Annotated in this window: 23 protein-coding genes and 5 tRNA genes; 11 read left to right on the top strand and 17 right to left on the bottom strand. The window is 70.3% G+C overall.

The annotated features are described in order from the left end of the window. Positions 1-91: 91 nt before the first annotated feature. The 5 genes from ABTW64_RS00285 to ABTW64_RS00265 all read right to left on the bottom strand — a co-directional run bounded on the left by ABTW64_RS00285 (position 92) and on the right by ABTW64_RS00265 (position 924). The gene (locus ABTW64_RS00285; protein ID WP_350618001.1) at positions 92-469 is read right to left on the bottom strand and encodes an ankyrin repeat domain-containing protein; all 378 of its coding nucleotides are present in this window, start codon (positions 467-469) and stop codon (positions 92-94) included. Between the two features lie 64 nt (positions 470-533). Then, positions 534-606: transfer RNA gene (locus ABTW64_RS00280), tRNA-Gly, on the bottom strand. 27 nt (positions 607-633) lie between these two features. Then, positions 634-705, bottom strand: a tRNA-Val gene (locus ABTW64_RS00275). A gap of 27 nt (positions 706-732) precedes the next feature. Next, positions 733-803: transfer RNA gene (locus ABTW64_RS00270), tRNA-Cys, on the bottom strand. A gap of 48 nt (positions 804-851) precedes the next feature. After that, a tRNA-Gly gene (locus tag ABTW64_RS00265) sits at positions 852-924 on the bottom strand. A gap of 175 nt (positions 925-1,099) precedes the next feature. Here ABTW64_RS00265 and ABTW64_RS00260 point away from each other — a divergent pair. Further along, positions 1,100-1,291 carry a multidrug transporter gene (locus tag ABTW64_RS00260; RefSeq protein ID WP_350617999.1) on the top strand — a complete coding sequence of 64 codons (192 nt, stop codon included), beginning with the start codon at positions 1,100-1,102 and terminating at the stop codon, positions 1,289-1,291. A gap of 44 nt (positions 1,292-1,335) precedes the next feature. On the opposite strand, the gene ABTW64_RS00255 is transcribed toward ABTW64_RS00260, so the two are convergent. The 4 genes from ABTW64_RS00255 to zapE form a co-directional block, all read right to left on the bottom strand. After that, positions 1,336-1,408, bottom strand: a tRNA-Val gene (locus ABTW64_RS00255). 109 nt (positions 1,409-1,517) lie between these two features. Beyond that, on the bottom strand, positions 1,518-2,117 hold the full coding sequence (locus ABTW64_RS00250; protein ID WP_350617997.1) for a type II toxin-antitoxin system PemK/MazF family toxin: 600 nt from the start codon (positions 2,115-2,117) through the stop codon (positions 1,518-1,520). A 90-nt stretch (positions 2,118-2,207) separates the two neighbouring features. Then, a complete protein-coding gene (locus ABTW64_RS00245; RefSeq protein WP_350617995.1) occupies positions 2,208-3,467 on the bottom strand; it encodes an ammonium transporter in 1,260 nt (419 codons plus the stop codon). Between the two features lie 156 nt (positions 3,468-3,623). Continuing rightward, positions 3,624-4,643, bottom strand: a complete 1,020-nt coding sequence (zapE, locus tag ABTW64_RS00240) for a cell division protein ZapE (RefSeq protein WP_350617993.1) — start codon at positions 4,641-4,643, stop codon at positions 3,624-3,626. 182 nt (positions 4,644-4,825) lie between these two features. Here zapE and ABTW64_RS00235 point away from each other — a divergent pair, with 182 nt between their 5' ends. Further along, positions 4,826-5,725, top strand: a complete 900-nt coding sequence (locus ABTW64_RS00235) for a sulfurtransferase (protein WP_350617991.1) — start codon at positions 4,826-4,828, stop codon at positions 5,723-5,725. Positions 5,726-5,773: 48 nt separating this feature from the next. Continuing rightward, entirely contained in the window at positions 5,774-6,232 is a 459-nt protein-coding gene (locus ABTW64_RS00230) for a SufE family protein (protein ID WP_350617989.1), read from the top strand. A gap of 9 nt (positions 6,233-6,241) precedes the next feature. Here ABTW64_RS00230 and ABTW64_RS00225 read toward each other — a convergent pair whose 3' ends face one another. Further along, positions 6,242-7,423: an alpha/beta hydrolase family protein gene (locus tag ABTW64_RS00225; protein ID WP_350617987.1), complete on the bottom strand. Its 1,182-nt coding sequence runs from the start codon at positions 7,421-7,423 to the stop codon at positions 6,242-6,244. A 25-nt stretch (positions 7,424-7,448) separates the two neighbouring features. On the opposite strand from ABTW64_RS00225, the gene ABTW64_RS00220 reads away from it, so the two are divergent. From ABTW64_RS00220 to ABTW64_RS00205, 4 genes are all read left to right on the top strand, one after another. Next, on the top strand, positions 7,449-8,033 hold the full coding sequence (locus tag ABTW64_RS00220; protein WP_350617985.1) for a DUF3000 domain-containing protein: 585 nt from the start codon (positions 7,449-7,451) through the stop codon (positions 8,031-8,033). Then, the gene (locus ABTW64_RS00215) at positions 8,026-9,228 is read left to right on the top strand and encodes a ribonuclease D (protein WP_350617983.1); all 1,203 of its coding nucleotides are present in this window, start codon (positions 8,026-8,028) and stop codon (positions 9,226-9,228) included. The genes ABTW64_RS00220 and ABTW64_RS00215 overlap by 8 nt, the downstream gene beginning before the upstream one ends. Positions 9,229-9,371: 143 nt before the next feature. Beyond that, a complete protein-coding gene (locus ABTW64_RS00210) occupies positions 9,372-10,577 on the top strand; it encodes a thiolase family protein (RefSeq protein WP_350617981.1) in 1,206 nt (401 codons plus the stop codon). Positions 10,578-10,603: 26 nt separating this feature from the next. Next, positions 10,604-12,745 carry a 3-hydroxyacyl-CoA dehydrogenase NAD-binding domain-containing protein gene (locus tag ABTW64_RS00205; RefSeq protein WP_350618800.1) on the top strand — a complete coding sequence of 714 codons (2,142 nt, stop codon included), beginning with the start codon at positions 10,604-10,606 and terminating at the stop codon, positions 12,743-12,745. 66 nt (positions 12,746-12,811) lie between these two features. On the opposite strand, the gene dxs is transcribed toward ABTW64_RS00205, so the two are convergent. The 5 genes from dxs to dut all read right to left on the bottom strand — a co-directional run bounded on the left by dxs (position 12,812) and on the right by dut (position 19,643). Continuing rightward, positions 12,812-14,770 carry a 1-deoxy-D-xylulose-5-phosphate synthase gene (dxs, locus tag ABTW64_RS00200; RefSeq protein ID WP_350617979.1) on the bottom strand — a complete coding sequence of 653 codons (1,959 nt, stop codon included), beginning with the start codon at positions 14,768-14,770 and terminating at the stop codon, positions 12,812-12,814. A gap of 86 nt (positions 14,771-14,856) precedes the next feature. Next, the gene (locus ABTW64_RS00195; RefSeq protein WP_350617977.1) at positions 14,857-17,715 is read right to left on the bottom strand and encodes an aconitate hydratase; all 2,859 of its coding nucleotides are present in this window, start codon (positions 17,713-17,715) and stop codon (positions 14,857-14,859) included. Positions 17,716-17,873: 158 nt separating this feature from the next. Beyond that, a complete protein-coding gene (locus ABTW64_RS00190) occupies positions 17,874-18,581 on the bottom strand; it encodes a DUF3159 domain-containing protein (RefSeq protein ID WP_350617975.1) in 708 nt (235 codons plus the stop codon). Between the two features lie 25 nt (positions 18,582-18,606). Next, positions 18,607-19,194, bottom strand: a complete 588-nt coding sequence (locus tag ABTW64_RS00185) for a DUF3710 domain-containing protein (RefSeq protein WP_350617973.1) — start codon at positions 19,192-19,194, stop codon at positions 18,607-18,609. Continuing rightward, entirely contained in the window at positions 19,191-19,643 is a 453-nt protein-coding gene (gene dut / locus ABTW64_RS00180; protein ID WP_350617971.1) for a dUTP diphosphatase, read from the bottom strand. Before dut ends, ABTW64_RS00185 begins: the two co-directional genes overlap by 4 nt. 75 nt (positions 19,644-19,718) lie before the next feature. Here dut and ABTW64_RS00175 point away from each other — a divergent pair, with 75 nt between their 5' ends. Further along, on the top strand, positions 19,719-20,147 hold the full coding sequence (locus tag ABTW64_RS00175) for a DUF3093 domain-containing protein (RefSeq protein WP_350617969.1): 429 nt from the start codon (positions 19,719-19,721) through the stop codon (positions 20,145-20,147). On the opposite strand, the gene ABTW64_RS00170 is transcribed toward ABTW64_RS00175, so the two are convergent. Next, positions 20,144-20,440: a DUF4193 domain-containing protein gene (locus ABTW64_RS00170; RefSeq protein WP_350617967.1), complete on the bottom strand. Its 297-nt coding sequence runs from the start codon at positions 20,438-20,440 to the stop codon at positions 20,144-20,146. The genes ABTW64_RS00175 and ABTW64_RS00170 overlap by 4 nt on opposite strands. Before the next feature lie 242 nt (positions 20,441-20,682). On the opposite strand from ABTW64_RS00170, the gene sepH reads away from it, so the two are divergent. Further along, complete coding sequence (gene sepH, locus ABTW64_RS00165) at positions 20,683-21,759, top strand: septation protein SepH (protein WP_350617965.1); 1,077 nt, start codon at positions 20,683-20,685, stop codon at positions 21,757-21,759. Between the two features lie 26 nt (positions 21,760-21,785). Here sepH and ABTW64_RS00160 read toward each other — a convergent pair whose 3' ends face one another. After that, entirely contained in the window at positions 21,786-22,910 is a 1,125-nt protein-coding gene (locus ABTW64_RS00160) for an alkaline phosphatase family protein (protein WP_350617963.1), read from the bottom strand. A 106-nt stretch (positions 22,911-23,016) separates the two neighbouring features. Between ABTW64_RS00160 and ABTW64_RS00155 the strand changes: the two genes are divergently transcribed. Together ABTW64_RS00155 and ABTW64_RS00150 are read left to right on the top strand one after the other, a co-directional pair. Then, the gene (locus ABTW64_RS00155; RefSeq protein WP_350617961.1) at positions 23,017-25,491 is read left to right on the top strand and encodes a DNA gyrase/topoisomerase IV subunit A; all 2,475 of its coding nucleotides are present in this window, start codon (positions 23,017-23,019) and stop codon (positions 25,489-25,491) included. Beyond that, a complete protein-coding gene (locus ABTW64_RS00150; RefSeq protein ID WP_350617959.1) occupies positions 25,488-26,246 on the top strand; it encodes a TSUP family transporter in 759 nt (252 codons plus the stop codon). Before ABTW64_RS00155 ends, ABTW64_RS00150 begins: the two co-directional genes overlap by 4 nt. Positions 26,247-26,295: the final 49 nt, after the last annotated feature.

Raw genomic sequence — 26,295 nt, 5'->3', positions numbered from 1 at the left:
CGACGACGTTCTTCTCGGGGTACAGATCGAATCCGGTGGTCACCAGGTCAGTCTAGTTCCCCGCCGCGCGCCGCCCCGCCGCGGGCATCCCTCAGTCTGCGGGAAGCGCGCGTCCGAACATCTCGGCGGTCTCGCGCGCAGACGGCGCGCCCGCGTCTCGATCGGCGCCCGCGGCCAGCAGCACCCGGATGACCTCATCATGCTGCTTGAAGACAGCGCCGGCGAGCGGAGTCTGCCCGCGCCCGCTCACCCGATCGACGTCCGCTCCGCGCTCGGCCAGCCCCGCGACGAGGTCGGCATGGCCGTAGTACGCGGCGAGGGTCAGCAGGGTGCTGCCCTGGGCGTCGGCGAGGTCGACGGGCACACCGCTGTCGACCTGATCGAGCACCGCGCCGGTCCGGCCGGCACGGACGAGATCGAAGAGGCCATCGCTGAAGGCCGCCGCCTGCGCGGGGGTGTCGTCGCTCATACCCACAGTCAACCACCCGCCGACACGACGAAGCCCCGGCCGTGGCCGGGGCTTTCCTTTTCAGAGCGGATGACGAGACTCGAACTCGCGACCCTCACCTTGGCAAGGTGATGCGCTACCAACTGCGCTACATCCGCATGAGCCGGATCGAGGGATCCTGCTCGTGCGCGATACTGGGATCGAACCAGTGACCTCTTCCGTGTCAGGGAAGCGCGCTACCGCTGCGCCAATCGCGCTCATATGAGCTGTGTTCAATTATGACGAGGTGGCGACGGGATTCGAACCCGTGTAAACGGCTTTGCAGGCCGGTGCCTCGCCTCTCGGCCACGCCACCGCGGGGGATCGAAACCCGCATGCCGGAGCCCGAAGGCCCCTGCACTCGAGCGGATGACGAGACTCGAACTCGCGACCCTCACCTTGGCAAGGTGATGCGCTACCAACTGCGCTACATCCGCATCGCACCCGATCGCGCCGGGCACTTGTTACACATTAGCCGACGACGGCGGTGGAACCAAACCACTCCCCGTCTCCGGGCGTGTCCCGGCGACCCCGACCGCGCGACTTCTCGCCGTCACGCCATCCCTGTCAAGCCAGTGGCGCCGGTCAGCTCCGCCGCCTAGCGTGACGCCCATGGGCACCGAAGACGACATGACCGCCGAAGAGAAGCGACACGACCAGCTCACTGCGGCCCCGGACGCGACCGAGGACGACGCCAAGCCTCGCATCGTGGTCTCGGATCACGACGGCGTCACGCGCATCGACATCGCCGACGACGCTCCCGTGCGACCGGGCGACCCGACGAAGGACCCCCGGGAGAACTGACCCTCGACGACGAAAGCCCCCGGCGAACCGGGGGCTTTCTCCTGTGGGCGATACCAGACTCGAACTGATGACCTCTTCCGTGTGAAGGAAGCGCGCTACCAACTGCGCCAATCGCCCGTGTGATGTTTCCGGCCTCGCGGGCCGAGAACCGATACTACCCGATCCCGACGCGGGCGCCGAACCGACCCGTACGGCGGGCGTGGCGCGAAGCCCCGCCGAGCGACCGCTACTCCCCCGCGCTCCAGCCGTACCGGCGCTGCAGCGCCGCGGCCACGCGTGCGAAGCGGTCGAGGTCGAGCGCAGCGGCCTCGCGGCGCATGCCGTCGACGTGCACGCTGTACAGCTGATCGAGGTCGACCCACGATTCGCGCCCGGCGGAGTCCCATGCGCCCGACCCGATCGGGAGGAACTCTCGATCGCCGTCCTTCGACTTGCTGGTCAGCTTGACCGCATAGACCCGCTGCGCGCTCTGACGGGCGATGATCAGCACCGGGCGGTCCTTCCCGCGCCCGTCGTTCTCCGCGTACGGGACCCACGTCCAGACGATCTCCCCGGCATCCGGCTCGCCGTCATCCTGCGGCGCATACGCCAGCCGTACATCGGCGGCGCGCTCGGGCCGCACTTCGATGGTCTGCACGCCCCGCGGCGCAAGCTCCTGGGAGCCGCTCACGACGCGCGAGTCGGCGGACGCCCGCCCGCCCTGCGGCGACCGTGCGGGCGTCTTCGTGCGGTCACGTCCGCCTCCGCCCTCCGAGCGGCGCGTGGCCGCCTCCAGCGCCCCGAGGGCGAGCCTCGCGATCGAACCGAGGATCCCGCTGCGTGCCATGCGCGCCAGCCTATCCGGCTGCGCTCTCGTCGCCGGGAGACGGCAAGGGCGCCCCGGCATGTGGCCGGAGCGCCCTTGTCTGGAGCTCGATCAGTCGGCGAGCGAGTAGCCGACCTCTCCGTGGACGACCGTGTCGATGCCGGCCACCTCGTCCTCGTTCTTGACGCGGAAGCCCATGGTCTTCTCGATCGCGAAGCCGATCACGAGCGCGAGCACGAACGAGTACACGAGCACCGCGACCGCGGCGATCGCCTGCACGGCGAGCTGCGCGAGACCGCCGCCCATGAACAGGCCGGTGCCGTTGGCGAAGAAGCCGAGGTACAGCGTTCCGATCAGGCCGCCGACCAGGTGGATGCCCACCACGTCCAGCGAGTCGTCGAAGCCCAGCTTCCACTTCAGCTCGATCGCGAAGGCGCAGGCGACGCCGGCGAGCAGGCCGAGCAGCAGAGCCCAGATGGGGTGCAGCGAGGCGCACGCAGGAGTGATGGCCACGAGACCGGCCACCGCACCCGAGGCAGCACCGACGGAGGTCGCCTTCCCGTCCTTGACCTTCTCCACGATGAGCCAGCCGAGCATCGCCGCAGCGGGAGCGCCGATCGTGTTAATGAACGCGAGGGCGGCGACGCCGTCGGCCGCGAGCTCCGAACCGGCGTTGAAGCCGAACCAGCCGAACCACAGGATGGCGGCGCCGAGCAGCACGAACGGCGGGTTGTGGGGAACGTGCACGCCCTTCTGGAAGCCGACGCGCTTGCCGAGCACGAGCGCGAGGGCGAGCGCCGCGGCGCCCGCGTTGATGTGGACGGCGGTGCCGCCGGCGAAGTCGATCGCGCCGACGCCGAACGCCTCCTGGAGGCCGTAGGTGATCCAGCCGCCGTAGGCGAAGCTGCCGTCATCGGCGAGACCGAAGTTGAACACCCAGCTGGCGACCGGGAAGTAGACGATGGTGGCCCAGAGGCCGGCGAACACCATCCACGCGCCGAACTTGGCGCGGTCGGCGATGGCGCCGGAGACGAGGGCGACGGTGAGGATGGCGAACGTGGCCTGGAAGCACGCGAAGGCCAGGGGCGGGAACGCAGCGTCCTCGGGCGTCTCGAGCAGGCTCGTGAGCCCGAGGGCGGATGCGTCGATCGACCACGGCGCGACGAGGCCGTCAGCTCCCGGGAACGCGATCGCGTAGCCGTAGATGACCCACAGCACGCCGATCAGGCCGAGCGCGCCGAAGCTGAGCATCATCATGCTGATGACGCTCTTCGCCTTGACGAGGCCTCCGTAGAAGAATGCGAGGCCGGGCGTCATGAACAGCACGAGTGCTGCTGCGATGAGCATGAATGCGGTGTTGCCTTGATCCATGGCGAGCGGAAACCTCTCTGCAGGGACGCAGTTCGAAGCGTCGGGTTCCCGCAGTCTTCCCGGCCCGCGTTTCACAGACGGTTCGGAGCATGTTTCGGCTCGGTTACGCGCACCGCGCGCGTGTAAACATCCGATTTCGCCGAGGACGGCCCCCGCTCAGGCGTGCGTGGAGGCCACGAGGCGCGAGATCGCGCGGAGGTACTTCTTCCGGTACCCGCCGGCCAGCATCTCCTCGCCGAACACCTCGTCGAGCGGCGCTCCCGTGGCGCGGATGGGCAGCTCGGCGTCGTAGACGCGGTCGACGAACGCGACGAAGCGCAGGGCCTCCGACTGATCGGTCAGGCGGCGCACGTCACGCAGGCCGATGGCGTCGACGCCGTCGATGAGCCGGATGTATCGCGAGGGGTGCACGCGGGCCAGGTGCGCGATCAGCGCGTCGAACGGGTCGTCGCTGGCGGTGCCGAAGCCTGCCAGCGCCTGCTCGTACGCCGCCGCGTCGAGCACGGGGGCATGCCCGTCGAACGAGCGCTGGCGGAAGTCGACGCCGTCGATCCGGATGGTCTCGAAGCTGTCCGCCATCGCGTGGATCTCGCGCAGGAAGTCCTGCGCCGCGAAACGCCCCTCGCCCAGAGCGTTTGGAGGGGTGTTGCTGGTGGCGGCGAGACGGGTGCCGCTCGCGACGAGCTCCCCCAGCAGCCGGGTCATGACCATGGTGTCGCCCGGGTCATCGAGTTCGAACTCGTCGATGCACAGCAGGGCCGAGCCGCGCAGCAGGTCGACCGTCTGCTTGTACCCGAGCGCGCCGACCAGCGCGGTGTACTCGATGAACGATCCGAAGTACTTCCGACGGGCCGGGACCGCGTGGTAGATCGCGGCGAGCAGGTGCGTCTTCCCCACGCCGAACCCGCCGTCGAGGTAGACGCCCGGCTTCATCTCCGGCGCCTTGGGTCGCCGTGAGAAGAATCCACCGCGCTTGGCCTGCGGCGCACCCACGGCGAACGTGGTCAGCTGCTCCTTCGCGCCCTGCTGCGACGGGTACTCGGGATCGGCGCGATACGAGTCGAAGGTCGCGTCGTCGAACTGCGGCGGCGGCACGAGGCTGGCCAGCATCTCCTCGCCGGACAGCTGCGGCTGCCGGTCGATGAGGTGCACGATGCCCGTCGCGGTGGAGGTCATGACCTGGATCTCCGATCGAGTGGATGTCCGTCGGTTACGGATGAGGAGACGCCCTGGTGCGCGTGTGCGCGAGGGGCGCCTACGCTCGACAGAGGGATGCACCCAGCCTAAGCCGCGTCCCCACCCCTGCTGATCCGGCGCCCGGGCGCGGATGTGCCGGACGCCGACATGAAGGAGCACACGTGAGCGTGGAATTCGACCCGTCCCCCGCCTTCGCCGACTACGCCGACCCCGGACGGCTGGTGTCGACCGAGTGGGTCGAGCGTCATCTCGATGCGCCGGGTCTCGTGATCGTGGAGTCGGATGAGGACGTGCTGCTCTACGAGACGGGCCACATCCCGGGTGCGGTGAAGGTGGACTGGCACACCGAGCTGAACGACCCGGTGGTGCGCGACTATGTCGACGGGGCGGGGTTCGCCGCCCTGATGAGCGCCAAGGGCATCTCGCGCGACGACACCGTCGTCATCTACGGCGACAAGAGCAACTGGTGGGCCGCGTACGCGCTGTGGGTCTTCTCGCTCTTCGGCCACGAGGACGTGCGGCTCATCGACGGCGGGCGCGACCGCTGGATCGCGGAGGGGCGTCCGGTCACGACCGAACGGCCCCAGCGCCCCGTGACCGAGTACCCCGTCGTCGAACGCGATGACCGGTCGCTGCGGGCATTCAAGGAGGACGTGCTGGTGCACCTCGGCAAGCCGCTCATCGATGTGCGATCGCCCGAGGAGTTCACCGGGGAGCGCACCTCCGCGCCCGCGTACCCCGAAGAGGGCGCCCTGCGCGCGGGGCACATCCCCACGGCGCACAACGTGCCCTGGGCACGCGCGGTCGGCGAGCACGGCGGGTTCAAGCCGCGCGCCGAGCTCGAAGCCATCTACCGCGACGAGGTCGGGCTCGCCGACGACGACGAGATCGTGGCGTACTGCCGCATCGGCGAGCGGTCGAGCCACACCTGGTTCGTGCTCAAGCACCTGCTCGGGCTGCCCAATGTGCGCAACTACGACGGATCCTGGACCGAATGGGGCTCCGCCGTGCGCGTGCCCATCGTCACGGGCGCTGAGCCCGGCGAGGCGCCGACGCGCTGACCGGCCGCCGGCCGGGCCGTCGCCGCCTCGCGGTGGGAGAATGACGGGATGACCGCCGAGACGCTTCCCGCCGCACTCGCCGAGATCCGCAAGGACTTCCTGGAGCTCGACGAGCCCGAACGCCTGCAGCTGCTGCTCGAGTTCTCGCGCGAGCTGCCGGCGATGCCGTCCGAGTACGCGGATCATCCGGAGCGCACCGAGCGCGTGGCTGAGTGTCAGTCGCCGGTGTTCATCGTGGTCGAGGTGGGTGGGGACTCCCCGACCGCTCAGAGCCCCGTGGCGATGCACGCGGCGGCCCCGGCGGAGGCTCCCACCACGCGTGGCTTCGCGAGCATCCTGGCCCAGGGCATCACGGGGTTGACGGCCGAGCAGGTGCTGGCGATCCCGGCGGACTACCCGCAATCGCTCGGGCTCACCCGCGCGGTCTCGCCCCTGCGCATCGCGGGCATGACCGGCATGCTGATGCGTGCCAAGCGGCAGGTGCAGGCGCGGCTCGACGCCGCCTGACGCGCCGGATCAGCCCTCGAGGCCCCGGGCCTCGAGCCACTGCCGGATGGCGTTCGTCCAGCGGTTCTCGTCGTAGTTCCACAGCTTGGTGTGACGGGCGACGGTGAAGGTCTCCATCGTCACCAGGTCGGGTCGGGCCGCGGCGAGGGCATGCGACGAGTCGGACGGCACGAATCCGTCGTCGTCGCTGTGCACCAGCAGGATCGGAGTGTCCAGCTCGCCCGCACGGGACACCATGTCGAGATCGTCGAACGGGATGCCCCGGCCCGCCCGTGCCGCGCGGGCCGTCAGGGGCGACTCGAGCGTGCCCATGGCAGCGCGCGCCGCGAACGCGGGGACACCCAGCTCACGCGCCTGAAAGTCGAGCACGATGCGCCAGTCGACGACCGGAGATTCCAGGATGAGACCCGCGATCGCGCCGCGGTGCGCCGAATTGACCGCCGTCTGCAGCACGATGGCGCCACCCATGGACCAGCCCATGAGCAGCACGCGCCGCGCGCCCTGGCCGAGCGCCCAGGTCACGGCCGCGTCGACATCCCGCCACTCGGTCGCGCCGAGTCCGTACAGACCGCTGCGGCTGCGGGGAGCCTCGCCGTCGTTGCGGTACGACACCACGAGCGCCGAGACGCCGGAGGCGTGCAGGGGCGGCACGGCGCGCAGGGTCTCGGCTCGGGTCGTGCCACGACCGTGCACCAGCACGGCCCACACATCGCCACGACCAGCCGCATACAGCCAGGCGGGCGCGGAGCCCACCGGCGTCTCGATGGCGACCTCGCGGTACGGCAGGTGCAGCTGGCCAGGCTCGTCGAAGTACCAGCCGCTGAACGACGCGTGCGGTCCCACACGCGTGCCGGCGTCGATGTGACTGAGGAGCTTGCGGGTCACGCTGCGGTCGTCCTGGCCCAGAACCGCGCCGAGCTTCACGTACCCCGCGCCGTTGGTGAAGACGCCGTACCGCCCCGGCAGCTCGCTGTCCGGCGTGCGCGACAGCGTGATGGTCTGAGCGGCCCGGTCGATCCCGAGGATCTCGACGTCGGCGGTCCGCGGGGCGGGCGTCACCACCCGGCGGGCCACGCGGGCGATGCGCAGGCTCAGCGCGGTCACCACGCTCGTGAGCAGCACGCCGATACCGACCGCCGATACGAGCGCCGATGAGGCAGCAGGGGAAGCGGCGCGCCTGAGGTGCTTCATGACCCCACCACTCTAATCTGACACCGTGACAGCAGGTTCAGGCGCGGCCGCCGCGTTCGCCGCCGCGGAGGAGCAGCTGCGTGCCGTGAGCTTCCGGGGCGATCTCGTGGTGCACGAGATCCCCTCCCCCCAGGGAGTCGCCCCCTTCAGCCTCGCGCTGGCGGGCGACGTGCGGCCGACGCCGGAGGGCGATTCGCCCTACGGCACGGGACGCTTCATCCTGCTGCACGACCCGACGGAGCCGGAGCCGTGGGGCGGTGCCTGGCGGATCGTCGCGTTCGCGCAGGCGCCTCTCGAGCCCGAGATCGGAACCGATCCCCTGCTCGCCGAGGTCACGTGGTCGTGGCTCGTGGACGCCCTCGACTCGCGCGCCGCCGCGTACCACTCGGCGTCCGGGACGGCCACCAAGATCCTGTCCAAGGGCTTCGGCTCGCTGGCGGACGAGGGCGACGGCGCCCAGATCGAGCTGCGTGCATCATGGACCCCCGAGGGCCCCTTCGACGCCCACCTGGACGCGTGGGCCGAGCTCGTGTGCATGCTGGCGGGGCTCCCGCCCGGATCCGAGGGGATCGCCGTCCTCGGAGAGCGGAGGAACAACCCCCATGGCTGAGGCCCCCCACTACGACGTCGTCGACTCCCCCGAAGCGCTGGCCGCGGCGTGCGCCGCACTCGCCGCGGGCTCCGGGCCCTTCGCGGTCGACGTGGAGCGTGCGTCCGGCTTCCGCTACTCCCAGCGCGCGTACCTGGTGCAGGTGTTCCGCCGCGGTGCCGGCGTGTTCCTGTTCGACCCGCCGGCGCTCGGAGACCTGACGGCGCTGCAGGCCACGCTGGCCGACGACGAGTGGGTGCTGCACGCGGCGAGCCAGGATCTGCCCTCGCTGCGTGAGCTCGACCTCATGCCGCCGCGCATCTTCGACACGGAGCTGGCCGCCCGGCTGCTCGGGTGGGAGCGCGTGGGCCTCGCGGCCGTCGTCGAGGCGACGCTGGGCATCACGCTGAAGAAGGAGCACTCGGCGGCCGACTGGTCGACGCGTCCGCTGCCGCAGGCGTGGCTGGAGTACGCGGCGCTCGACGTGGAGCACCTCGTCGACGTGCGTGACGCGCTCGTCGACGCGCTCGCCGAGTCAGGCAAGACCGCGTTCGCCGAACAGGAGTTCGAGGCGACCCGCCTGCGCGAGCCGAAGCCGCCGCGCGCGGAGCCGTGGCGCCGTCTGAGCGGCCTGCACACGGTGAGGGGACGCCGCAATCTCGCGGTCGCGCGACAGCTCTGGCTGGCACGCGAGGAGTACGCGCAGCAGCAGGATGTCTCCCCGGGGCGCCTCGTGCCCGACCGAGCCCTGGTGGCGGCGGTCATCGCGGCGCCGGCCACCAAGGGGGAGCTGGCCGCACTCAAGTCCTTCAACGGCCGGGCGAGTCGCACGCAGCTCGATCGCTGGTGGAACGCGATCGTGGCGGGCCGTGAGAGCGGCGACCTCCCGGTCGAGCGCGTGCCCAGCGACACCCTGCCCCCGCCCCGCGCGTGGGCCGACCGCAACCCGGACGCGGACGCCCGCCTGAAGCAGGCGCGGCCTGCCGTGGAGGAACAGGCGGAACGGCTCGGCATGCCGACCGAGAATCTCCTGACCCCCGACACGCTGCGACGCATCGCGTGGGATCCGCCGGCGCCGGCGGACACAGCCGCCGTGGCCGACGCGCTGCGCCGCCTCGGAGCCCGCGAGTGGCAGATCGAGCAGACCGCGCAGATCATCGCCGACGCGTTTGTGCGCGCCGGCCAACCGAGCGACGAGGCGTCCGAATCGGCTTAGCGGATCGACCCAACGGGTTCTCGGGTGTCCTCGCCCCTCCCTAGGCTGGTGCCACCGATACCGATCGGCCGGCGACGCCGGCAGACCCGATACGACCGGGCGGCCGTCCCCCGTATGGCCCGCCCGACCCAACTGGAGGCAGAGTGGCCGAGCTGGCTGATGTCTATTTCGTCGATGGGATGCGCACGCCGTTCGGGCGCGCCGGCGAAAAGGGCATGTACTGGAACACCCGTGCGGATGACCTGGTCGTGAAGGCCATGAAGGGTCTGATGGACCGCAATCCGGACGTTCCGAAGGAGCGCATCGACGACGTGGCCATCGCCGCGACGTCGCAGACCGGCGACCAGGGTCTCACCCTGGGCCGCACCACCGCCATCCTGGCGGGCCTGCCGATGACGGTGCCCGGGCTCGCGGTGGAGCGCATGTGCGCGGGCGCGATGACCAGCGTGACGACGATGGCCGCCTCCATCGGGGTCGGGATGTACGATCTCGCGCTGGCCGGTGGCGTCGAGCACATGGGCAAGCACCCCATCGGCGCCAACGCCGATCCGAACCCTCGCTTCGTCGCCGAGAGGCTCGTTGACCCGGGTGCCCTCAACATGGGCGTGACGGCCGAGCGCATCCACGACCGCTTCCCGCAGCTCACGAAGGAGCGCGCAGACCGCTACGGCATGCTGAGCCAGCGCAAGGCGCAGGCGGCGTACGAGGCCGGCAAGATCCAGCCCGACCTCGTGCCGGTCGCCGTCGCGGGGTCGGACGGCCAGTGGGGCCTCGCGACCGAGGATGAGGGCCGCCGCCCCGAGACGACCATGGAAGGGCTCGCGGGCCTCAAGACGCCGTTCCGTCCCCACGGTCGCGTCACCGCCGGCACGTCCTCGCCTCTGACGGACGGTGCCACCGTGAGCCTGCTCGCCAGCGGGGCGGCGGTCAAGGAGTTCGGCCTCACGCCGAAGATGAAGCTCGTCTCGTTCGCGTTCGCAGGGGTCGAGCCCGAGATCATGGGCATCGGGCCCATCCCTTCGACCGAGAAGGCTCTCGCCAAGGCCGGGCTGACGATCGACGACATCGGGCTGTTCGAGCTCAACGAGGCCTTCGCGATCCAGGTGCTGTCGTTCCTCGACCACTTCGGCATCGCCGACGACGACCCGCGGGTGAACCCTTGGGGCGGCGCGATCGCCGTCGGCCACCCGCTCGCGGCGTCGGGCGTGCGCCTGATGATCCAGCTCGCGGCGCAGTTCGCGGAGCACCCGGAGGTGCGCTACGGCGTCACCGCCATGTGCGTCGGCCTGGGTCAGGGCGGCACCGTGATCTGGGAGAACCCCCACTACACCGGCAAGAAGAAGAAGTGAGCACCCGAGAGAAGATGAGCGCTTCCGTGACCGACTACACCACCATCGACTTCTCGCCCCTCCTGACGCTGTTCGGCGACGAGGTCGTCACGCACTCGCTCGTGAGCGATGTGCGCCTTCCGAGCGGACGTACGATCGCCCTGATCACGCTGCACAACGGCAGGGATCACACGCGCCCCAACACGCTCGGCCCCGGCACCCTCGCCGAACTCGGCGATACGCTCGATGCCCTGAAGCAGCGGGCCGCGGCGGGCGAGATCGACGCGGTCGCCGTGACCGGCAAGCCGTACATCTTCGCCGCAGGAGCCGATCTGTCGGGCGTGGGAGCCCTGCCCTCGAAGGATGTCGCGAGACTTATCGCGCAGCTGGGCCACCACGTGCTCGGCAAGCTCTCGGATCTCGGCGTTCCGTCGTTCTCCTTCGTCAACGGCCTCGCGCTCGGCGGCGCGCTCGAGATCGCACTGAACTCCACCTACCGCACGGTCGACTCGTCGGCTGCCGCGATCGCCCTGCCCGAGGTCTTCCTCGGTCTCGTGCCCGGATGGGGCGGGACCACGCTGCTGCCCAACCTGATCGGCATCGAGAACGCGCTCGAGGTCGTGATCTCCAACCCGCTCAAACAGAACCGCACCCTCAAGCCCCAGCAGGCGTTCGAGCTGGGCATCTTCGACGCCATCTTCAGCCCCACGAGCTTCCTGGAGGACTCGCTCTCGTGGGCCGACCGCGTGCTGGCGGGCGACCTCAAGGTGGACCGCAGGAACGCGCCGGGCAAGATCGAGCGCCTCACCAAGTGGCCCATCGCCATCAAGGTCGCTCGCAACATGCTCGAGAGCCGCATCGGCACGGTTCCGCGCGCCCCGTACCTCGCCCTCGACCTCCTCGACAAGGCGAAGTCGGGGTCGGTTCAGGAGGGGTTCGCGCGCGAGGACGAGGCGCTGACCGAGCTGATCTCGGGCGACCAGTTCGTCGCGTCGATGTACGCGTTCGACCTCGTGCAGAAGCGCGCCAAGCGTCCGGTCGGGGCCCCCGACAAGGGCCTCGCCCGCAAGGTGAGCAAGGTGGGCGTGATCGGTGCCGGCCTCATGGCCAGCCAGTTCGCCCTGCTGTTCGTGCGCCGTCTGCAGGTGCCGGTGCTGATCACCGACATCGACCAGGCGCGAGTCGACAAGGGCCTGTCGTACATCCGGGATGAGATCGCCAAACTGGAGCAGAAGGGCCGCGTCGACTCCGACACCGCCAACCGCCTGCGCGCGCTCGTGCACGGCACGGTCGACAAGAGCGAGTACGCCGACTGCGACTTCGTGATCGAGGCCGTGTTCGAGGAGACCGGCGTCAAGCAGCAGGTCTTCAGCGAGATCGAGAAGATCATCGCCCCGGATGCGATCCTGGCCACGAACACCTCGTCGCTGTCCGTCGAGGAGATCGGCTCGGTGCTCGAGCACCCCGAGCGATTGGTCGGCTTCCACTTCTTCAACCCCGTCGCGGTGATGCCGCTGATCGAGGTCGTGAAGACCCCGCAGGCCAGCGACGAGGCACTGGCCACGGCGTTCGCCGTGGCCAAGAACCTCAAGAAGAACGCCGTCCTGACCGCCGATGCCCCGGGCTTCGTCGTCAACCGTCTGCTCGCCAAGGTCATGGGCGAGGGCGCGCGCGCGGTCGACGAAGGCACACCGATCCCGACCATCTCGAAGGCTTTCGAGCCGCTCGGCCTCCCGATGGGGCCGTTCGAGCTGATCGACCTCGTCGGCTGGAAGGTCGCCGCCCACGTGCAGGACACGATGGTGCGTCACTTCCCGGACCGCTTCTTCACGTCGGAGAACCTCCATCGCCTCGCCGAAGTGGGCCAGGTCGTCGAGAAGGACAAGAACGGCAAGGTCACCGGTTTCACGAAGCAGGCGCTGAAGGTCCTCCAGACCGGCAGCACCCCGGCGACCGAGGAGCAGATCCTGCGTCGCGTGGAGGACGGCTTCGCCAGCGAGATCAAGCTCATGCTCGAGGAGGGCGTGGTCGCCGAGGTCGAGGACATCGATCTGTGCCTCATTCTCGGCGCGGGCTTCCCGTTCATCGACGGCGGGGCATCCGCCTATCTCGATCGTTCGGGCGCCTCGGAGCGGGCTGCGGGCGCGCTGTTCCACAACCCGCCGCTGCGCGGAGCCGCGAACCGCTGATCCGCGGGTGCGACGAAGCCGGGACCCTCGCGGGTCCCGGCTTCGTCGTCTGCAGGGCCGCCGCGATCAGCGTCGAGGCGTGCGCACGGCACCCGTCTGCCCGGTGACGGCCGGAAGCCCACGGCGCTCATCGCGCCGCGCCACCGGGACACGGGTGCCGAGCACCTGGGCCACGACATCCTGCGCGATCCTCGCCGGCGTGAGGCCGGCGTCTTCCAGGATCTGCTCGCGCGACGCGTGATCGAGGAAGTCATCGGGCACACCGAGCTCGTCCACGGCCGTGTCGACCCCGGCTTCGCGCAGCACCTGCCGCACGCGCGTGCCGATGCCGCCGACGCGGATGCCGTCCTCCAGCGTGATGACCAGGCGGTGCCGGCCCGCGAGCTCGACGATCGATCCCGGAACGGGCACGACCCAGCGCGGGTCCACGACGGTCGCGCCGATGCCCTGAGCGCGCAGCCGCTCCGCCACATCGAGCGCGAGCCGCGCGAACGGACCGATGCCCACGATGAGCACGTCCTCGGCGTCACCGCGCGAGAGCACGTCGACGCCATCTGCCAGGCGCTCGAGCGCCGGGAGATCCTCACCGACCGCGCCCTTCGGGAAGCGCACGACGGTCGGCGCATCGCGCACGGCGACCGCCTCCTGCAGCTCCTCGCGGAGGCGCGTCTCATCGCGCGGCGCGGCGATCCGGATGCGCGGCACGATGTGCAGCAGCGCGAGATCCCACATGCCATGATGGCTCGGTCCATCCGGGCCCGTGATGCCGGAGCGGTCCAGCACGAAGGTGACACCCGCCCGGTGCAGGGCGACGTCCATCAGCACCTGATCGAACGCGCGGTTCACGAACGTCGAGTACAGCGCCACCACCGGATGAAGGCCCCCATAGGCGAGACCTGCCGCGGACGCGACCGCGTGCTGCTCCGCGATGCCGACGTCGTACACCCGATCCGGGAAGCGCTCGGCGAACGGTGCGAGCCCCGTGGGGCGCAGCATCGCTGCGGTCATCGCGATGACGTCGGGTCGCTGCTCCCCCACTCGGACCAGCTCATCGGCGAACACATCGGTCCACCCCTGGGCGGATGAGCCGATCGCGCCGCCGGTCGCGGGATCGATGCGCCCCACCGCGTGGAACTGATCGGCCTCGTCGTCCAGCGCCGGCTGGTAACCGCGCCCCTTCTCGGTGATCGCGTGGACGATCACCGGGGCACCGTAGGACTTCGCCAGCTGGAGCGTCTCGATGAGCGCCGGAAGGTCGTGCCCGTCGACGGGACCGAGATACTTCACGTCGAGGTTCGAGTAGAGAGACGAGTTGTTCGTGAAGCGCGACAGGAAGCCGTGGGTGCCGCCGCGCACGCCCCGGTACAGCGCGCGCCCCACCGCCCCGAAGCGGCCCGCGATCCGCGACGACCGGTCATGCAGATCCCGGTACGCCTCCGCTGTGCGCACGCGGTTCAGGTGGCGGGCCATGCCGCCGATGGTCGGCGCGTAGGAGCGGCCGTTGTCGTTCACGACGATGACCAGGTTGCGGTCGTTGTCGTCGCTGATGTTGTTCAGCGCCTCCCACGTCATGCCGCCTGTGAGGGCGCCGTCGCCGACCACGGCGACGACGTGGCGGTCGCTGCGGCCGGTGCGGCCGAACGCGCGGGAGATGCCGTCGGCCCAGCTCAGCGAACTCGATGCGTGAGACGACTCCACCACGTCGTGCTCGCTCTCCGAACGCTGCGGGTAGCCCGCGAGGCCGCCGCGCGCGCGCAGGCCCGAGAAGTCCTGCCTCCCCGTCAGCAGCTTGTGGACGTACGACTGGTGGCCCGTGTCGAAGATGATGGGGTCGTTCGGCGAGTCGAACACCCGATGCAGCGCGATCGTGAGCTCCACGACGCCGAGGTTCGGGCCGAGGTGTCCGCCGGTGCGGGCGACGTTCTCGACCAGGAACTCCCGGATCTCCGCCGCGAGGTCCTTCAGCTGCGCCTCAGAGAGGCCGTCGAGGTCGCGGGGACCGCCGATCCGGTCGAGAAGACTCATGAGTTCGAGCCTACGCCGATCGTCTGGGATTCCGACCAACGACGAACGGCCCCCGGCGGATGCCGAGGGCCGTTCGATCGGGTGAGTCAGACGAGGCTGCGCAGCACGTACTGCAGGATGCCGCCGTTGCGGTAGTAGTCCGCCTCGCCGGGGGTGTCGATGCGCACGACCGCGTCGAACTCGATCGTCTGCTTGCCCTCGGGCGAGTGCTCGCTGGGCTCGGCCACGACGTGCACGGTCTTGGGCGTGACGCCCTCGTTCAGCTGCTCGAGGCCCTGGATCGAGATGATCTCGGTGCCGTCGAGGCCGAGCGACTCCCAGCTCTCGCCCGCCGGGAACTGCAGCGGCACGACACCCATGCCGATGAGGTTGGAGCGGTGGATGCGCTCGAAGCTCTCGGTGATGACCGCCTTGACGCCGAGCAGTCGCGTTCCCTTGGCCGCCCAGTCACGCGACGAACCGGAGCCGTACTCCTTGCCGCCGAAGATGACCAGCGGCGTGCCCTGCTCCTGGTAGTGCTGCGACGCGTCGTAGATGTACGACTGCGGGCCCTCAGGCTGCGTGAAGTCGCGCGTGAAGCCGCCCTCGACCTGCTGACCGCCGTTGACGGCCTTGACGAGCGCGTTCTTCAGGCGGATGTTCGCGAACGTGCCGCGGATCATGACCTCGTGGTTGCCGCGACGCGAGCCGTACGAGTTGAAGTCGCGCTGGGCGACGCCGTGCTCCGTCAGGTACTGGGCGGCCGGGGTGCCCGCCTTGATGTTGCCCGCGGGGCTGATGTGGTCGGTCGTGACCGAGTCGCCGAGCGTGGCGAGCACACGGGCGCCCGTGATGTCCTCGACCGGGCTCAGCTCCATGGTCATGCCGTCGAAGTAGGGCGCCTTGCGCACGTACGTCGACTGCTCGTCCCACTCGAACACCGGGCCCGTGGGCGTGGGCAGGTTCTTCCAGCGCTCGTCGCCGTCGAAGACGGTGGCGTACTGCTTGATGAACTGCTCGCGCGAGATCGCGGAGTCGATGATCTCCTGCACCTCGGCCGGCTCGGGCCAGATGTCCTTGAGGAACACGTCGTTGCCCTCGGAGTCCTTGCCGAGCGCATCGGTCTCGAAGTCGAAGTTCATCGAGCCGGCGAGCGAGTAGGCGACCACGAGCGGCGGCGACGCGAGGTAGTTCATCTTCACGTCGGGGCTGATGCGACCCTCGAAGTTGCGGTTGCCCGAGAGCACCGCGGTGACCGCGAGGTCGTTCTCGTTGATGGCCTCGGAGACCTCCTCGATGAGGGGGCCCGAGTTGCCGATGCAGATGGTGCAGCCGTAGCCGACCGTGTAGAAGCCGAGCGCCTCGAGGTCCTTGTCGAGACCCGACTTCTCGTAGTAGTCGGTGACGACCTTCGAGCCGGGGCCGAGCGTCGTCTTGACCCACGGCTTGCGCTTGAGGCCCTTCTGCGCGGCCTTGCGGGCGAGCAGACCGGCGGCGATCATGACCGACGGGTTGGAGGTGTTGGTGCACGACGTGATGGCGGCGAGCGTCACGGCGCCGTTGTCCAGCATGTACGTGTCGCCCTCGGGCGTGGTCACCTTGACGGGCTTCGACGCCACGTGGGGAGCACCGCTCGAGACGATCGTCGACTCGACGTGCTCGTGCTGGTGCGAAGCGCCGTCCTCCTGCACGTGCTCGTGCTCGACACCCGGCGTGACGCCGGGGTCCGAAGCGGGGAAGGTGCCCTCGACCTCGACCGTGCCCTCGTTGGGGCCGGTGTAGTTGAGGATGTCCTTCTCGAACTGCGACTTGGCCTCGGACAGCAGGATGCGGTCCTGCGGGCGCTTCGGGCCCGCGATCGAGGGCACGACGGTCGACAGGTCGAGCTCCATGTACTCGCTGAACACCAGCTCGCGGGCCGGGTCGTGCCAGAGGTGCTGCTCCTTGGCGTACGCCTCGACCAGTGCGACGGTCTTCTCGTCGCGGCCCGTGAGGCGGAGGTACTCGAGCGTGACGTCGTCGATCGGGAACATGGCGGCGGTCGAGCCGAACTCCGGGCTCATGTTGCCGATCGTGGCGCGGTTGGCCAGCGGCACCGACGCGACGCCCTCGCCGTAGAACTCGACGAACTTGCCGACGACGCCGTGCTGGCGGAGCATGTCGGTGATCGTGAGCACGACGTCGGTCGCCGTGACGCCGGCGGGGATCTCGCCCGTGAGCTTGAAGCCCACCACGCGCGGGATCAGCATCGACACCGGCTGGCCCAGCATCGCGGCCTCGGCCTCGATGCCACCGACGCCCCAGCCCAGCACGCCGAGGCCGTTGACCATGGTCGTGTGCGAGTCGGTGCCGACACACGTGTCGGGGTACGCACGCAGCACGCCGTCGACCTCGCGGTCGTAGATGACCTTGGCCAGGTGCTCGATGTTGACCTGGTGCACGATGCCCGTGCCCGGGGGCACGACCTTGAAGTCCTTGAACGCGGTCTGGCCCCAGCGCAGGAACTGGTAGCGCTCGCCGTTGCGCTCGTACTCGATCTCGACGTTGCGCTCGAGCGCGTTCTCCGAGCCGAACAGGTCGGCGATCACCGAGTGGTCGATGACCATCTCGGCGGGCGAGAGCGGGTTGATCTTGTCGGGGTCGCCGCCCAGAGCCGTGACCGCCTCGCGCATCGTCGCGAGGTCGACGATGCAGGGCACACCGGTGAAGTCCTGCATGACCACGCGCGCGGGCGTGAACTGGATCTCGGTGTTCGGCTCAGCCGTGGGCTCCCAGGAGCCGAGCGCGCTGATCTGCTCCTTGGTGATGTTCGCGCCGTCCTCGGTGCGAAGCAGGTTCTCGAGCAGCACCTTGAGGCTGAAGGGCAGCTTCTCGAAGCCCTCGACCGCGTCGATGCGGAAGATCTCGTAGTCGGTGCTGCCGACCGTCAGGGTGCTCTTGGCACCGAAGCTGTTCACCGTAGACACGGGCTGTCTCCTCCTGGGTCGACCGCGCACTTGCGCTCCCAATCTTGCCCCTATCCGCGGCGGATAGACCAGCAAGGCGGGCCTAACCAGCAGGGGCCGCGATGGGACGCAATTTATCTTGATATCGAGATAAATCTAGCACGCGCGCGGCGTGGGGCTCACGGACGCGCCGACGGATACAGAGCTCGCACGACCAGCCAGGTCACGGCCACGAGCGGTGCGAAGAGAGGCAATCCCATCAGAAGCTTGAACGTGCCGAGCAGCGTCGTCTCGTCGGCCAGGTAGAGGGGAAGCTGCACCGCGAGCCGCGCGTAGAACAGCGCCGACCAGGCCAGCGCGAGCCACAGGAACGCGCGCCGCTTGCGGCGATCGCCGCGCCATGCCGTGCCCTCCCCCATGAGGAAGCCCGCCGCCAAGCCGATCAGCGACCAACCCACCAGCGCGGAGACGAGAAACGCCGTGCCGTACACCGCGTTCGTGACCAGCCCGATCACGAAGTTGTCGCGCGCATCACCGGTGAACAGCGCGAGCGCGGCCGCCGCGCAGGCGGCGATCAAGCCGCCCAGGGCCGCCGCCGGCGGCGATTTCTGCGCGAGGCGCACGAGCGTGAAGACCGCGGCCATCCCCACCGAGAGACCCAGCGACAGGATGAGCGGCTCGGGCCAGAAGGTGTACACCACGACGAAGACGAGGCTCGGCAGGATGGACTCGAGCACGCCGCGCAGTCCGCCCATCGCCTTCCACACCACGTCGCCGGTGGTCACCTCTTCAGCGGGGTCGATGCCGGCGCGCCGGGCCACGCCGCCGATCGCGGCGCCGACCAGGTCGGACGCAGCCGGCTCGGATTCGTCGCGGGACTGGCCCATTCCGGACGCGTGCATCATGGGCGCGTCACGCCGACGCGGGCGTGGAGGGCATCTTGAGCGGGATCAGGTCGCGAGGCGGCATGGGGGCGCTACCGCGCACCACCACGATCGATCGGAACAAGTCCTCGATCTGCTCGGCCGCCGCCGGGTCGGATGCGCCGGCCCCGCCGATCACGCCGCGCAGGAACCACCGGGGCCCGTCGACTCCGACGAACCGCGCGAGTCGCATCTGCGCATCCTGGCCGGCCACGACCGGCACCTCGGCCAGCAGCTCCGCGCCCAGCGGGCCCTCACGCTCCTCCACCCGGCCGCCCTGCTGGCGCACCTGATCGCGGATCTGCGCGCGCGTCTCGTCCCACAGTCCGGTCGAGCGGGGAGCCGCGAAGGGCTGCACCTGCAGAGTCGAGTCGGCGTAGTCCAGACCGACCGCGACGATGCGCTTCGTCTGCTCCTCGACCTCGAGCCGCAGGTTCAGACCCTCGCGCGGAAGCACCTTGATGCCCCCGAGGTCGATGTAGGGGCGGACCGGGTTGGCCTCGGTCTCGTCCAGCGGACCGGCCGCTGCTCGGTCCATGGGGGCCGACTTGCGGCCGATCTCGAGCTCGTCGCTCATGCGTTGTCTCCCTGAGCCTGATAGCCGGTGGATCCGAATCCGCCGCCGCCGCGCACGCTTTCGGGCAGCTCGTCCACCGGGATGAATCGCGCCTGCGGGACGGGCATCAGGATCAGCTGCGCGATCCGATCGCCCGCCGCCACCTCGTAGGGCTCGCGCGCGTCGGTGTTCAACAGCGCCACCTTGATCTCGCCGCGGTAGCCCGCATCGATCGTGCCCGGCGCGTTGACGATCGTGATGCCGTGCTTGGCCGCGAGACCGCTGCGCGGCACGACGAACGCGGCGTATCCCTCGGGCAGGGCGATCCGCACGCCCGTGCCGACGAGCGCCCGCTCTCCGGGCTCCAGGCGCACCGCCTCCGCCGCCACCAGATCGGCGCCCGCGTCACCGGGGTGCGCGTACACCGGCGTGGCCGGTGCGATGATGGGGACGTCCACGGTTTCGGTCACTCCACGAGGGTAATGCAGAACACATCACAGCCCGCCAAGCGAGGCACGACCCCCCGGCCCCTCTATCGAGAGCGCGTGTCGCCGTCGCTGTGGATCCTCGGATCAGCCGCCGTGGTCGCCCCCATGGCCGCGCTCGTCTTCGTTCAGTACGACGGCACGCTGTCGCTGGCTGTCGGGCTCGCGGTGGGCGTGATCGTCGTCGCGGCGCTCATCCTGTCGTCGCCCGTCATCGAGGTCGCCCAGGGCGAGCTTCGGGCCGGCCGCGCGCACATCGACGTCTCGCTGCTCGGCGATCCCGTTGCGCTCACGGGCGAGGATGCGCGCACGGCTCGCGGCCCGGCGCTCGATCCCCGCGGCTGGCACCTGATACGCGGAGGGGTCGCCGGGGTCGTCGTCCTGGCGAACGAAGACCCCGACGACCCCGTGTCGTCATGGACGCTCTCGTCGCGCACGCCCGACCGCCTCGCGGCGGCCGTGCGTCACGCGCAGAGCGCGGCCGGCTAGGCGGCGCAGTCGCGGCAGATCGGGCCGGCGGCCTCGTCGTGGTCGATCTGCGAGCGGTGCTTCACGAGGAAGCAGCTCATGCAGGTGAACTCGTCATCCTGCGGCGGGAGCACCACGACGTCCAGCTCGACGTTCGAGAGGTCGGCACCCGGCAGGTCGAAGCTCGACGGGTTGTCCGCGTCCTCCACGTCGACCGAACCCGACATGTTGTCGGGCACACGCGCCTTGAGGGCCTCGATCGACTCGTTGCCGTCGTCCTCGGTCTTGCGGGGGGCGTCGTAATCGGTTGCCATGTGAGAGGGTCACGCTTCTTTCATCAGCTGTGGTGCGGCCCCACCGAGCGGAGGGGCGGCGATAGTTTGCACGCCCACGGCCCGTTTGGCAAATGCGTGCGCCTGCGGGGATCGAAACTCGCGGCACGCCCGTTCTATTCCGCGGGTTCCGCGCGACGCGTGAAACCATGGCCAGGTCGTGAATGCCAGCGGCGCGTCCAGGGTCCGCCTGCGGCGCTGAGGCGAGCCAGAGGAGGATGGGCATGGAATCGCTCACCATCATCGGAACCGAAGACGGCCGACTCGTTCTGGCCACCGAGGCCGGTCAGCGCTTCACGCTCGCGATCGACGACGTGATGCGCTCCGAGATCCGCAAGGCCCAGCGCGACCAGTCGCCCGTCGAGGCGCGGGCGCCGCTGCCCAGCCCTCGCGAGATCCAGTCGCACATCCGGTCCGGCATGTCGGCCGAGGACGTCGCCGAGCTGCTCGGGGCCCGCGTCGAGGACATCCGCCGTTTCGAGGGCCCCGTGATCGCCGAGCGCGAGCACATCGTCGGCCAGGCGCTCGCGGTGCCCGTGCTGATGGGGGTCGAGCTCGAGCACGACGAGAACCCGACGTTCGGCGTCGCCATCCGCGCCAAGCTCGCCGAGCTGGGGGCCACGGGCGAGCGGTGGACGAGCTGGAAGGAGTCGTCGGGCTGGATCGTCAAGCTCGAGTTCAGCGCCAACGACGTCGACCATGACGCGCGGTGGAGCTTCGAGCCCCGCCGCAGCGCGCTGTCGCCGCTGAACGGCGACGCCACTCAGCTGTCACGCCAGGGCCCGATGCCGGAGGGGCTCATCCCCCGTCTGCGCGCGCTCGACACCGTCGCGCCGACCGAGGCGGCGGACGGCGAGGACTCGCGCTTCGACTCGGGGGCCTTCGGCCCGCGCCGCCTCGTCGAGCGCGACGCGCGTGTCGATTCCGACGCGACCCCGGCGCCGGAGACCGAGGCGCCGCCGAGCGCCGTCCGCGAGCGCGCCGCCAAGCGGGCGCCCGGCGGCCAGGCTCCCAGTTCCGACACGGCCGACCTGCTGGAGGCTCTGCGCCGCCGCCGGGGGCAGCGCGAACCCGCCCCCGCCCTCGAGCCGGAGGCGGCCCCGGAGCACTCGCTGCGCGATCGGTCGGGGCGTGAGCGTCCCGCTCCGGTGGCGCTGTTCGACGCCGCTCTGCATGCGCCGGAGCAGGCAGAGGACCAGCGCACCCCCGCGCCCGAGCAGGACGAGGCGCGTCGCCGGCGCGGACGCCCGTCTATGCCGTCGTGGGATGAGATCGTCTTCGGAGCCCGCAGCGACGACTGAGCCGGGGCCGCGTCCCGGCTCCCCCGTCAGGGTGCGTAGGCGCCCAGCCGCAACAACGGCACGGTGACCTCCTCGGGCGTGATCGACCCATGCTGGCCGATCATGTCCTGCGGTCGCTTGTCGTCGAGGCGGTCGTCGTAGAAAGCCCACGTGCCGCGCGCGGCGACGAGCAGGTCGCCGATGCGCGGCCGCACGGCATCGTCCACCGCGCCGAACAGCCCCGCCGCGATCGCCTCGTCCCGGGTCGACACATCGCCGGCTCTACCCGACGCCGACGCCCAGACGTCGGCGGCCGCACGCGCGTTCCGTCCGGGCTCGAGGTACACGTGCAGCAGGCGGGGCTCGCCTCCGAGAAGCTCGACGCCCTCGAGGCGCGGGTCCCCATCCTGCAGCAGCACGTGCCGATGCCGCGGCACATCCACCATGCCGTGATCGGCCGTCACGACCGCTCCCACGCCCGCAGGCGGCGGTGCCGCGAACGCCGCATCGACCTCTTCGAGCGCGGTCAGCCACGCCTCGGAATCGACCCCGTGGCGGTGCCCCGCCTTGTCCACCTCCGGGATGTAGCAGTACACCAGAGCTCCGGGCTCGGCCGAGGCGAGCTCATACGCGACGCGCACGCGTGTGCGCACGTCGTCGGCGGGCACGTACTCCGATCCGCGCAGGACCGCCGCGGTGAGGCCGCTGCGTGCGTACTCGGCCAGCCCGACGGAGAACGTGCGTCGCCCCTCCGCGGCGGCGCGTTCGAAGACGGTCGGACGACGCTGCCAGGTGGCGGGGTCCAGCCCGTCGCGCTCATAGCCGTTGAGCTGGTTCGCGAGGCGTCCCTGAGCGGGGTCCCGCACGCGATACCCGACGAGCCCGTGCTGCCCCGGGTCGGTGCCGGTGAGGACCGACGTGAGGGCCGCTGCGGTGGTCGAGGGGAACACGGTGCGCGCCACGTCCTTCTTCCCGCCGAGGGCCGAGAGCCGGCGGGCATGCCCGGCGTGCGCGCGCAGCTGCAGGGCGCCGAGCCCGTCGATCACGAAGAGCACAGCCGACCGCGCGGGCGCGAGCCGGTCGGATGTGCCCGACAGCGACCGCAGGATGTCGGGCGCAACTCCGGTGAGGCTCCGGGCCGAGGCAGGGCCCGTCGGTACGATGGGTGGCATCCGGGCAAGTCTCGCACAGTGCGCTTCGCCCACTCCGTGACCTCGGGTCGCCCGATGCCCGGTCAGCGACCACATCCTCCTCCGAGAGAGCAGACGAGTAAGCAGTATGGCGCGTAAGTCCACCGCATCCCCGAGCCCGACCGAGCCGGTCGCAGAGCGCATCGAGGACATCGACCTCGAAGCGGAGATGCAGGGGTCGTACCTGGAGTACGCCTACTCCGTCATCTACTCGCGCGCGCTCCCCGACGCCCGTGACGGCCTCAAGCCCGTGCAGCGGCGCATCCTGTATCAGATGGCCGACATGGGCCTGCGCCCCGACCGCGGGCACGTCAAGAGCGCGCGCGTGGTCGGCGAGGTGATGGGGAAGCTGCATCCCCACGGCGACTCGGCGATCTATGACGCGCTCGTGCGTCTCGCGCAGGACTTCGCGCTGCGCGTGCCGCTCGTGGACGGGCACGGCAACTTCGGCTCGCTCGACGACGGTCCGGCCGCGGCGCGCTACACGGAGGCGCGGCTGGCGTCCCCCGCGCTCTCCCTCACGGAGAACCTCGACGAGGACGTCGTGGACTTCATGCCGAACTACGACGGCCAGTTCCAGCAGCCGTCGGTGCTGCCCGCGGCGTACCCGAATCTGCTCGTGAACGGCGCGAGCGGCATCGCGGTCGGCATGGCGACCAACATGGCGCCGCACAACCTGAGCGAGGTCGTCGCGGCGGCCACGCACCTGCTCGAGCACCCCGAGGCGTCCACGACCGAGCTGATGGAGTTCGTGCCCGGTCCCGACTTCCCGTCGGGGGGCATCCTGGTCGGTCTCGACGGCGTGCGCGAGGCGTACGAGACCGGGCGCGGGGCCTTCAAGCTGCGTGGCAAGGTCTCGATCGAACAGGTGGCGCCGCGCCGCACCGGCATCGTGATCACCGAGCTGCCCTACATGGTCGGGCCGGAGCGAGTGATCGAGAAGCTCAAGGACGCCGTGCAGTCGAAGAAGCTGCAGGGCATCAGCGACGTCGCCGACCTCACCGACCGCAACAACGGCCTGCGGCTCGTGATCGGCATCAAGACCGGATTCGACCCGAACGCCGTGCTGGAGCTGCTCTACAAGCTCACGCCGCTCGAGGACTCGTTCAGCATCAACAACGTCGCTCTCGTCGACGGGCAGCCGCGCACCCTCGGGCTGAAGGAGCTGCTGCGGGTCTACATCGACCACCGCCTGGCGGTCGTGACCCGCCGCAGCCGATATCGCCTCGCCCGCCGCCGGGAACGGCTGCACCTCGTCCAGGGCCTGTTGATCGCGATCCTCGACATCGACGAGGTCATCCAGGTCATCCGCTCGTCCGACACGTCCGAGCAGGCCCGCGAGCGCCTGTGCACGGTCTTCGACCTCGACGAGGTGCAGGCCGAGTACATCCTCGAGCTGCGCCTGCGCCGCCTCACGAAGTTCTCGCGCATCGAGCTCGAGCAGGAACGAGATGCCCTGCTCGCCGAGATCGCCCAGCTCGAGGAGCTCCTCGGCTCGGACGTCCTGCTGCGCAAGCAGGTCGCGCTGGAGCTCGAGGCCACCGCCGAGAAGCATGGGAGCCCGCGGCGCACGCTGCTCATGAACGCGAAGCCCGTCGCTCCCCGCCAGAAGAAGGGCACGCCCGAGCTCCAGATCGCCGACGCACCCACCGTGGTCGCGCTCTCCACCACCGGGCGTGCGGTGCGGATCGAGGTGCCGGACGGGCAGCAGCTGACCGCCCCGGCCCGTCGCAGCAAGCACGATGCGATCCTCGCCACCGTGCCGACCACGGTGCGCGGCGAGGTCGGCGCGGTGACGTCGCGTGGACGCCTCGTGCGCTTCACTCCCGTGGACCTGCCGTCCGTGCCCGCCAACTCGGTGCAGCTCGGCGTCGGCACGAAGCTGCACGACTACATCGGGCTCACCGACCGGGCCGAGCGGATCGTCGCGCTCGTGCGCCTGGACGACGACACGCCGCTCGCCCTCGGCACGGCGCAGGGCGTCGTGAAGCGGATTGTGCCGGCCGGCCTCCCGCCGAAGCCGGAGCTCGAGATCATCGGTCTCAAGGCCGGCGACTCGGTGATCGGCGCCGCCTCAGCAGCCGACGAGGCGGAGCTCGTGTTCGTGACCTCCGACGCGCAGCTGCTGCGCTTCGCGGCGTCGTCGGTTCGCCCGCAGGGCGCTCCGGCGGGCGGCATGGCGGGCATCAAGCTCGCCGCGAAGGCCGAGGCCGTCTTCTTCGGCGCGGCCACGGGAGACGAGAACGTGGTCATCACGGTGTCAGGGTCTTCCGACGCGATCGCCGGCATGGATGTGGGACGGGCCAAGATCTCCGACTTCTCGGAGTACCCCGCCAAGGGCCGGGCGACGGGCGGCGTCCGGTCACACGCTTTCCTGAAGGGCGAGGATCGCATCACCCTCGCCTGGGTGGGCCCCGACCCGGCACGCGCAGTCGACGCGACAGGGGCGGTGCGCAAGCTGCCCGAGACCCTCTCGCGACGCGACGCGTCCGGCCAGCCGCTCGATGCCTCGATCAGCTCCATCGGGCGCACGCTGAGCGCCTCGCTGGGCGTCGCCGAGTGAGCGCCGCCGCCCTCGGGTTCGCGGCGATCTGCCTTGCATCGCTGATCGGCGCGGTCGGCCAGCGCGCTCTCGGCATGGGGTTCGGCCTGGTGACGGTCCCGGTCCTGGTGCTCGTCGTCGGCCCGCTTCCCGCGGTGACGGCCGTCAACGCGCTCGGCGCGGTCACATCGGTGATCGTGCTCGCGCAGGTGTGGCGCCTCGTCGACTGGCGCCGGCTCGTCTGGCTGCTGCTCCCCGCACTGCTCGGGGTGATCCCCGGCATCCTGCTGGCGCGCACGGCGGATGATGCGGTGCTGAAGACCGTCGTGGGAGTCCTGATCCTGCTCGGCCTCGCCCTGACGCTGTGGCTGCGCCGCGCCGAGAGGCCCCTGCCCGGCGACATGCCGGTCGCGGTGACCGGCGCCGTCGCCGGTGTGCTGAACGGGTCGGTCGGCGTCGGCGCGCCGATCCTCGGCATCTACGGTGCGCTCGGCGACTGGCCGCAGCGAGCCTATGCCGCTGCGTTGCAGCCGTTCTTCTTCGTGCTCAGCGTGACCACGGTCGTCGCGAAGGGTCTCCTGGACCCCGCCGGAGCACTCCCCTGGTCGTGGTGGCAGTGGCTGCTCGTGTGCGCGACGCTCGTCGTGGGCGTCCTGCTCGGGCACCGCATCGCCGCACACCTGCCCGAGCGCACGGCGCGCACCATCATCCTGCTCATCTCGCTCGCGGGCGGCGTCTCGGTGCTGTGGTCGGGCATCGCCGGCCTGCTCGCCTGACAAACCGTGTCCGCCCCGTGCGGGGCTGAGCGACGGCGCCGGACGACCG

The organism is Microbacterium sp. NPDC096154 (assembly GCF_040302945.1).
GTDB lineage: Bacteria > Actinomycetota > Actinomycetes > Actinomycetales > Microbacteriaceae > Microbacterium.
This window is presented reverse-complemented; position numbering and strand designations above follow the sequence as displayed.